Origin of the sequence: Caballeronia terrestris, from assembly GCF_001544515.1 — a bacterium.
Taxonomy (GTDB): Bacteria; Pseudomonadota; Gammaproteobacteria; order Burkholderiales; family Burkholderiaceae; genus Caballeronia; species Caballeronia terrestris.
Genome location: NZ_FCOL02000128.1, coordinates 1 through 7291 on the forward strand (window position 1 = coordinate 1; position 7291 = coordinate 7291).

10 protein-coding genes and 1 pseudogene are annotated in these 7291 nt (G+C 57.6%); 4 read left to right on the forward strand and 7 right to left on the reverse strand.

Features of this window, described 5'->3' with window-relative positions; genetic code table 11:
- A partial coding sequence (locus AWB67_RS33280; RefSeq protein ID WP_143328401.1) for an NAD(P)(+) transhydrogenase (Re/Si-specific) subunit beta occupies positions 1–312 on the forward strand: 312 nt, incomplete at its 5' end.
- A gap of 378 nt (positions 313–690) precedes the next feature.
- On the opposite strand, the gene AWB67_RS33285 is transcribed toward AWB67_RS33280, so the two are convergent.
- Together AWB67_RS33285 and AWB67_RS33290 are read right to left on the reverse strand one after the other, a co-directional pair.
- Complete coding sequence (locus AWB67_RS33285; RefSeq protein WP_087660273.1) at positions 691–963, reverse strand: hypothetical protein; 273 nt, start codon at positions 961–963, stop codon at positions 691–693.
- Complete coding sequence (locus tag AWB67_RS33290; protein ID WP_087660274.1) at positions 960–1706, reverse strand: CBS domain-containing protein; 747 nt, start codon at positions 1704–1706, stop codon at positions 960–962. The genes AWB67_RS33285 and AWB67_RS33290 overlap by 4 nt, the downstream gene beginning before the upstream one ends.
- Positions 1707–2457: 751 nt before the next feature.
- Here AWB67_RS33290 and phaP point away from each other — a divergent pair.
- Positions 2458–2862 carry a TIGR01841 family phasin gene (phaP, locus tag AWB67_RS41070; protein WP_159965064.1) on the forward strand — a complete coding sequence of 135 codons (405 nt, stop codon included), beginning with the start codon at positions 2458–2460 and terminating at the stop codon, positions 2860–2862.
- A gap of 581 nt (positions 2863–3443) precedes the next feature.
- Here phaP and AWB67_RS43875 read toward each other — a convergent pair.
- The 5 genes and pseudogenes from AWB67_RS43875 to AWB67_RS41590 form a co-directional block, all read right to left on the reverse strand.
- Positions 3444–3713 carry a DUF1488 family protein gene (locus tag AWB67_RS43875; RefSeq protein WP_235025491.1) on the reverse strand — a complete coding sequence of 90 codons (270 nt, stop codon included), beginning with the start codon at positions 3711–3713 and terminating at the stop codon, positions 3444–3446.
- Positions 3714–3884: 171 nt separating this feature from the next.
- Entirely contained in the window at positions 3885–4145 is a 261-nt protein-coding gene (locus AWB67_RS33305) for an ArdC-like ssDNA-binding domain-containing protein (protein ID WP_235025492.1), read from the reverse strand.
- 78 nt (positions 4146–4223) lie between these two features.
- Positions 4224–4430 (reverse strand): annotated as a pseudogene (locus AWB67_RS43090) (FlhC family transcriptional regulator); the annotation flags it as partial.
- 79 nt (positions 4431–4509) lie between these two features.
- Complete coding sequence (locus AWB67_RS41585; protein ID WP_200822376.1) at positions 4510–4893, reverse strand: zincin-like metallopeptidase domain-containing protein; 384 nt, start codon at positions 4891–4893, stop codon at positions 4510–4512.
- 29 nt (positions 4894–4922) lie between these two features.
- Positions 4923–5324 carry an ArdC-like ssDNA-binding domain-containing protein gene (locus tag AWB67_RS41590; RefSeq protein WP_200822377.1) on the reverse strand — a complete coding sequence of 134 codons (402 nt, stop codon included), beginning with the start codon at positions 5322–5324 and terminating at the stop codon, positions 4923–4925.
- A gap of 886 nt (positions 5325–6210) precedes the next feature.
- Here AWB67_RS41590 and AWB67_RS41075 point away from each other — a divergent pair.
- Positions 6211–6366: a hypothetical protein gene (locus tag AWB67_RS41075; protein ID WP_159965066.1), complete on the forward strand. Its 156-nt coding sequence runs from the start codon at positions 6211–6213 to the stop codon at positions 6364–6366.
- A 349-nt stretch (positions 6367–6715) separates the two neighbouring features.
- Positions 6716–6931: a hypothetical protein gene (locus tag AWB67_RS40100; RefSeq protein ID WP_125477797.1), complete on the forward strand. Its 216-nt coding sequence runs from the start codon at positions 6716–6718 to the stop codon at positions 6929–6931.
- The last annotated feature ends 360 nt before the right edge of the window (positions 6932–7291 follow it).

Here is a 7291-nt window from a genome sequence, read left to right on the forward strand (position 1 = left end):
GAAGCGGAAGTGCCGTATGAGCTGGTCCACGAGATGGAGGACATCAACAGCGAGTTCGGCCAGACCGACGTGGTGCTCGTGCTCGGCGCCAACGACGTGGTGAATCCGGCGGCGAAGACCGATCCGACTTCGCCGATCGCGGGGATGCCGATTCTGGAAGCGTACAAGGCACGGACGATCATCGTGAACAAGCGGTCGATGGCGGCGGGGTATGCCGGGCTCGACAACGAGCTGTTCTACATGGACAAGACGATGATGGTTTTTGGCGATGCGAAGAAGGTGGTGGAGGATATGATGAAGGCGGTGGATTGAGCGGCATGCGAGTCGCTATACCGGACTTACAGAGCTGAGGTTCTCGGTGTTTCATAATAGAAGCGTCCGAGACACGGAGGCGCGGCTCTGACCATTTCCTTGCAGCCAGGGTTCGGGCAGTCGGCCTGCTCGCCTGACCGGCTGCAATGGGTTGCCAATTCAACGGTCGATGCAACAGATTGATGAAATCGCTCGGCCAGTGCATCGAAGTTAGGGTTTTCCTTGGACGGTCGTTGAGCCGCCTTTCTCCCATCCAGACTACGGTAGGTGGAGGCCCAGCCTGTCGGTTGGTTTGACCGGTTCAAGACGACTCGTTTCGCCATGGGTGCTGCCGTGCGGTTGCGCATACAGCAGTACGCTGAAGCCAGCTTTCCAACGTTATTCGATGAGCGTCATTAGAAGACGCCGCTTTGCTTCAGCCTTCCCGTACTCCACCCCGTACTGGTATGCGTCCGCTTCAGTCGCGAAGCTGCCGAGTGCGCCCGACCCGCACTCTTCGCCGCTTGGGTAGGTGACGATTGCCATGGACAAGAGAGCCGATGTCCGCCATTCAATGAGCGGGACGATCCCGGCTCCAATGAAGTCGACACGCGGCACGTGCATGATGTCTCGCCGTTGCGCGTCGACCGCCACTGTGTTGGCCCGCTTCATTTCGCAGCCTTGCTCTCGCCATCCACGCCGCGTGCCGCCTTCTCCCACAACTCGACGTCCTGTCGTTCAGGGAAGCCGGCCTGTTCCCATAACACTCGTGCCCGAGCTCGAATCTCTGCGTCTCTTTCAGAGGTAAGGTCGAGTGATTCGAGGCTCTCGCCGCTTTCGCCAACATGGATGCTTAGTACGTCATAGCCGTCGGCCGCTGAGGCCCAACTCGTAACTTGCCTGGTCTCTTCGAATTGTCTGATGGCCGCTTGGACTGCTTCATCTTTCGTTCCCCGAGCGACCGAGACCCGCATTAGCTGGCTGTGATGCGGAAGGCCCGCATGGTCGAGTATTTCTTTATAGAAAATCACTTCGAAGGGACGTCGTTCGGAGCCGCTGCCCTCAACGTCGCTCATGGATATGATGCCGACTAGGTGGCGGTCGGCGCTGACAACCGCAAGTCGTTGCACATGCGCTTGGCGCATGAGCGTGGTCGCTTGTTCGACGGAGTCCTCCTTCGAACAGAAAATCGCGTCCACCGACATCGCGTCGCGTACCCGCATGTGATTGGCGTCGCGGTTGTCTGCCACACTGCGCATCGCGATGTCGCGGTCGGTGATCATTCCGAGAAGCCGGCCATCTTGGCAGACTGGTAGACATCCGATATTGTCTTTTCTGAGCTTGCGTGCCGCTGTCGCCAACGTCTCGTCAGGCTCTACGAATACTGCGGGTTTCATCCGCTCGCTAACTAACATGGTGTGGCCCTCCGACGGAGGTCAATTGCAAAACGGCTGACCCGTGCATGAGCGCCGAGAAATAACGGCAGGTCACGGGGTTTTTTGTCCATCGGGTCTGTTAGGCCAACGGGCGTCATTGTCCCTTCTGCCGAAGAGTAGGGTTAATGATGCTTTTGCGAAATGTCCGGCTAAAAATGATTGAACCGTCGCGGCTGCTATCAGGCGTTCTCGGTTTCTCATAAACGCAGTCAATAGACTGAGGCTACTCCTTGTTGAGAGACGAAAACTAATTTATTTCACGGACCTGGAACGCCCTGTTCCCCTGTTCGCCTTAACCGAACAAGCATTCAAGGTCAGGATGTCGGCCTCGCGGAGTGCCGTGACCGTCGGGATGCATTGAACATCTAGCAGCTTGTCGAAGCACTGTTACGCGGCAAGTTGGCAAGCAATTCTTTTGATGGTCTGCCCTACCGAACTACGCACGCTGCTGCTCGCACAGCGTTCGGCAAGGTTGTCGACGCCTTGTGCATGCTCCCACGCAGCATTTCCACGGGCCGTTAGTGGACGAAAGGCGCTGTCACCGGCTATATGCACGCCCACGACTCATCGACAGAGCCCCATTCACCTGAGTACGACCGTTCGCGAGGTTGACGTTGACTTTAACAGTCACGCCCGTGCATACTCGGTATGTTGCAGTGCAACAAAAAAGCGCACTTGCGACGCCGGGGCCAACTGCGGTCTACCGCGGCGCCCGATAATAGGAGAGGTCATGAGCACAATGTTTCCGCAACAATATTTGCCTGCGCAGTCAGCTCAAGTTCAAAATCTGTTTGGCGCTTTACAGGCCGCGTTTGACGGTATTGAGAAGCTTACGGCGTTGAATTTGCAAGTTGTCAAAACCTCACTTGCCGAAAATCAAGTCATTGTCGAAAAGGCATTCGCGACACGGTCGCCCCAAGAATTTTTTGAGCTGTCGAGTAGCGTTGCCAAAGCGACCGCAGAAAAGGCGAACTTATATGGCAAGCAAGTAAAGGAAATAGTCTCGAACATGCAAAGCGAGGCCGCGACAACGGCGAAGTCGCAAATCGCTGAATACCAGCGCGAAGGACAGGACGTTCTGAATAAGTTGACCAAGAAGCCTGCACCTGCGAGCAACGTAATTGTCGCGCCCTGATAGCGCGCGTATGACGGATTAAAGCGCGAAGCTCATTACGAGAGACTTCGTGGGCACCAGCCGGGATAGCACGCGTTAAAAACACCCGAAGCTGTACCCGCACACGCTCAGGGATGCGGTTCAGGAAACGGTTCGCGACTTCGCGGCCAAGCACGGCCGAGAAGAGCTGCGAACGTTCCTCTCCACATTGGCTTCCAAACTCGAATATCGCGGGTGCGACGATGCTGTGCCGTTACTGCAAGACGTTGCGCGGTGTACGAGCTCTGCCCGATTCGACGAGTACCTCGCACACTCGGGCCGGTGCTGAGGCCGACTACCATGCACTGAACCGTGCTGCGAGCACCGCTGAAATCGCGCACGGCTATACATAAAAGGGTGTCTCCTCCATGTCTTCCATGATATGGACTTAGCCCGCCGGCGTGCGGGCTTTTCGTTGCGCGCCGAGCATGCGCAAATAACTGTCGACGAACCCGAACTTTTCATCAGCTTCGCCAACACGGCTGATTCCACGAGCACGGGGTTCCGAGGCCCAATGGGCCGCCGAGCTCGGCTCGACCCAACCCGTCATTCGTGCGACCTCTTCAGTTTCTCGTGAAATCGACCGCCGTTAGCTCCAAGCGCAACCTCGGATTCGCAAGTAGCTTTCGTTTGCGACGGCGTATATGTGAGCGTATCTGTCGCGGATGATTTTTGCGACTTGTGTCATCCGCATTGGGCGTGAGCCAAAAATGCGTCTCAAGTGCCGTGCGCGCAATCACGCATTCAATGGAGCGCGACGTGTGCGTCAGGACGACGACGACACCACGGCGATCGGCAGCGATTCGAGATCGAGTGTTTCCACCTGAGTTCAACGCATTGGAGTGAAGGGATACACCGTTTTCTATGTCGAGCAGATCGACAATGTGCCGGAAGGCTACCGGATCGAGCCGGCTACCGCGAAATACTGAGCATCAGCCGAGCTGCGCCGCTGCCGTTGATCGAATGAAAGCGATGGCGTGCTCGGTCACTTCGCCATCGTCGGTCTAGTCAATCTTGGTGACGGTGCTCGCGTACACGACAAGCGAACCGTGCTCGCCCTTGCAGACGTTGGCACCCAATTCGAATGCCTGCTTGAACGTCATCAAGCGGTTGGACGGATAGCCTTTTGCGAGGGCCTCACCCCACAGCAGCAACACATTGATACTACGGTAGGGGATGCCATTAGCACGGACAGGGAGGGCGGCGCCCGCGTGGTACCTACATCCGGGCCGCTTGTTCGCGAAACAGACGCTGCGGTCGTTCACGAACTGAGATTCGGTCGACCGTATCCGAACGAGCAATCCCTCCAATTGAACCGCACGATTCGCGATGCCGGTTGAGCATCAGGCTACGCGAGAGGCGACGTCTGTGCTCTCGGTGGTCACGTGCGCGTCGCACGTCGGATCGACGGCCGGTGCAGCTGCAAGCGCTGCTGCTTTCTTGGTCTTCCCCGCACGTGACGGCGGCTGGCACGCTCCGCGCGCCACGTTGTTCGGCAAATCATGTTTGTGCGCGACGAATTTTCCGGTGCAGCAGCAGCAGCGCGTCATCGCGGCCGCCGGCGTCGCGCCACGATCGTTCTTGTGCCGTAGTGCGGCACGTCGATGGCGAAGAGGGCAGTGTAGAGGCTCATGCTGCTACCTCGCTCGGCGTCTCGGCTTGCAGGGAGAACAGGTAGTCGCACGCACGTTGGGCGTGGCCGGCTGCCGTGAAGATCGCCTTTTTATCGGCCTTCAGTACCTTGAGCCAGTGATCAAGATAGGAGGCATGGCTCCGTGTCGGATTCGACCCGGTAGCCTTCCGGTATATTATCGACTCGTGCGCTTTGGTAGCTTCGTAGCTTTCCGCGGTGTCGAACGCCTCGGCGGGCGGAAGCTGCACGATGTCGAGGCCCGGCGCATAGAAGGCGCGATTGCCGCCATGACAAACCGTAGCGCCCGTACTCGCGAAGAACGTTTCGGCAAATTCGATCAATTGCAGGCGAACCGCGTTTGGCTGATGCTGTTTATGCATTGGACCTCGCACTACACGCGCCTGAATTGTCAGCCGATCTGCTCGACATTGAAAACGAGGTAGCCGTTCATGAAGGCGATGTCGTGCTCGGTCACTTCGCCGTCGTCATTCGCGTCAATTTTGGTGACGGTGTTCGCGTACTCGACCAGCGAACCGTGCTCGCCCTTGCGGACATTGGCACCCAGTTCGATTGCTTGCTTGAATGTCATCAAGCGGTTGGAGCGGTGGCCTTTCTCGAGGGCTTCGCTCCACAGCAGCAAGACATTGATGCCGCGGTAAGGAATGCCATTGGCTCGAACGGGGAGGGTAATACGCGCGGTTGCATTATCGGCTTTCCACGGCTTGGCCCAAGGCCGAACCCCTTGTTCGAGGTCGGCAACGATTTTGTCGGCGACGCGGGTGTAGACATCGATTTTCGGTTCGCTCTTCATGATCTTGCTCCTGAAATTGGCTTAAGGGGTCTGCGCTTTCTGTTGCGCATTGCCCCGTGCCACGTGGCGAACGCGAGGAGGCAAGCGGAGGTGCGGCCCAGGGCGAGGGGGATCACCCAGGATTTTTTCGGTCGTTTGGAAGAAATTTTGGGGATACGACCAGGGCCGGTCGAAGACCTTGCACCGAAGAGCGCCAGGGCGAGTAGCCCTTAGCTCCTTCCATCTGAATGAGCCTTTGAATTTGCGAAAGGGATCGTCACCGAATGGCCGGGACGTGAGGCCCGGTGAGCGCACGCGAATAGAGCCCGGGCCGGTCGTGGCCGGATTCGCCCAAGAATTTTCTGTAGTTAGCTGAGCGACTCGGCCGCAGTTCATCCCTGCCGCGCCCGATCCCATCGCTTCGGCGAGCGAGGTTGTCGAAAACCGGCGGGAGGCACGCATGGCCGCGGCGACGGCAACGCTGTCACAAAATCCTCGTGAGCGTTACCCCCGAAGGGTTTTGGACCTTTGGATCACCCTCTGAAGTATTCTTGGCGAAAGTCGCACGAGGTCTTGTTGCCCACGATTTGCGGGCCCTCGAACTTGACGAGCCCCAACCCCGCAGCTCAGAGGCACGAGGTCCATCCCCTTGTACACGAGTCCGCTGCTTTCCCGACAAGGGCGGCAATAGCTGCCTCGCGGATATGAACCTGCACCCCCAAGACTGTCGCGTGCCGTTGGCGCTTGCTTTATAGAGTGAGCAAGGCAAAATCACAGGACCGGTTGCTAGCGCGGAATCGCGTGGCGCAATCGTGGTTGAACTCTAACTACTGAGAGAAAAATGACAAAAGCAGCTTACACCTACGCGCATATCACCGAGAAGGTCGAAAAGTAAATCAGCAGTCTGATGACCGAGGCGCGTGTTGAGGCGACGCTGGAAGAAAAATTCCGCAAGCAACACTATGCGACCGGTGTCTACTTGGCATGGCGCGCGATTGCCGCCTTTGACTATAAGCCCGATGATGCGGAACGGCTCAAGGCGTTGCTCTCGACGGTGGGCTGAAGTAAGCGTGCTGAGCCACGTTACATCCATGTGTGAGCGCGGCAAGGGGTTCAACCATGCCGACTTCCGGAAGGCGCCTGGCGTGCGCGGTGACATGGGTGTCGGGCATAGGAAATTCACTGCGCTCGCGCTGCCACGCCGACATCGGGCGCTTTTAAACTTCGGGCGTCAACGTTCGATTCCGCGTCTTACAAGACGCAGCGTTATCGCAGATCGCCCCAATGGGCTCGCGATAACTGGGCCAGAGTTCATGACACGCATTTCAAATGCCGGCCGCGCGGCGTGCTAATCGGTTCTTTTGTTGGGACGGCAATGCGGCCGGTCGCTGTAAGGGATGCCGCACTGCCAAATGGAAGGCGCGCGCCGGTTCTCCCAGATGCAGATGCATGGAAAGAAAGAAAAAGCCTCATCAACGGTCAAGAATGATAAGGCTTTGAGAAAGACCCCGATTCATTGCGCTTTTGAAACCCATCCAATTCCAGCGTTCTGGCCGTTCTTCGACGGCCCGGCAAATGTATGTTTTAAGCGGACGCTTGAATGTGCGCTTCCAGACGTGCGTGCCTGATCTTTGCCCTGCACGAGCAAGCTTCTTGAGCTGGCTCCGAAAGCAACCACCGTACAACCCGAAGCATCTCCCTCACAGCCGATGGCGAAGCGTACTTCGCCGCGTGTGCCTCAGCGCTCGATGAGATCTCGACGGCAGAAACAGCGCTTGGGCCGGAGCTCCACCGTCCGGTCGGTCGGCTCGCATCGATATACCAGCGGCATTCGGGCGCCGTATACTCGTTCCAATCTTGCTGAACATTGCACGAGGAAATCCCGACATGCAGTTCACGATGACGTTTTCCGACTATCTCATCGACCCGATTGAGGAAGGCGTCGACCTCGTTGTTCGTTTCGGCGAACTTCAAAGTTCAAGCGGTCT

Excerpts from the sequence above, each read along its gene's own strand:
- AWB67_RS33285 (WP_087660273.1), bottom strand. The coding sequence starts at position 963 with ATGAAGCGGGCCAACACAGTGGCGGTCGACGCGCAACGGCGAGACATC.
- AWB67_RS40100 (WP_125477797.1), top strand. The coding sequence starts at position 6,716 with ATGGAAGGCGCGCGCCGGTTCTCCCAGATGCAGATGCATGGAAAGAAA.
- AWB67_RS33290 (WP_087660274.1), bottom strand. The coding sequence starts at position 1,706 with ATGTTAGTTAGCGAGCGGATGAAACCCGCAGTATTCGTAGAGCCTGAC.
- AWB67_RS41075 (WP_159965066.1), top strand. The coding sequence starts at position 6,211 with ATGACCGAGGCGCGTGTTGAGGCGACGCTGGAAGAAAAATTCCGCAAG.
- phaP (WP_159965064.1), top strand. The coding sequence starts at position 2,458 with ATGAGCACAATGTTTCCGCAACAATATTTGCCTGCGCAGTCAGCTCAA.
- AWB67_RS41590 (WP_200822377.1), bottom strand. The coding sequence starts at position 5,324 with ATGAAGAGCGAACCGAAAATCGATGTCTACACCCGCGTCGCCGACAAA.
- AWB67_RS41585 (WP_200822376.1), bottom strand. The coding sequence starts at position 4,893 with ATGCATAAACAGCATCAGCCAAACGCGGTTCGCCTGCAATTGATCGAA.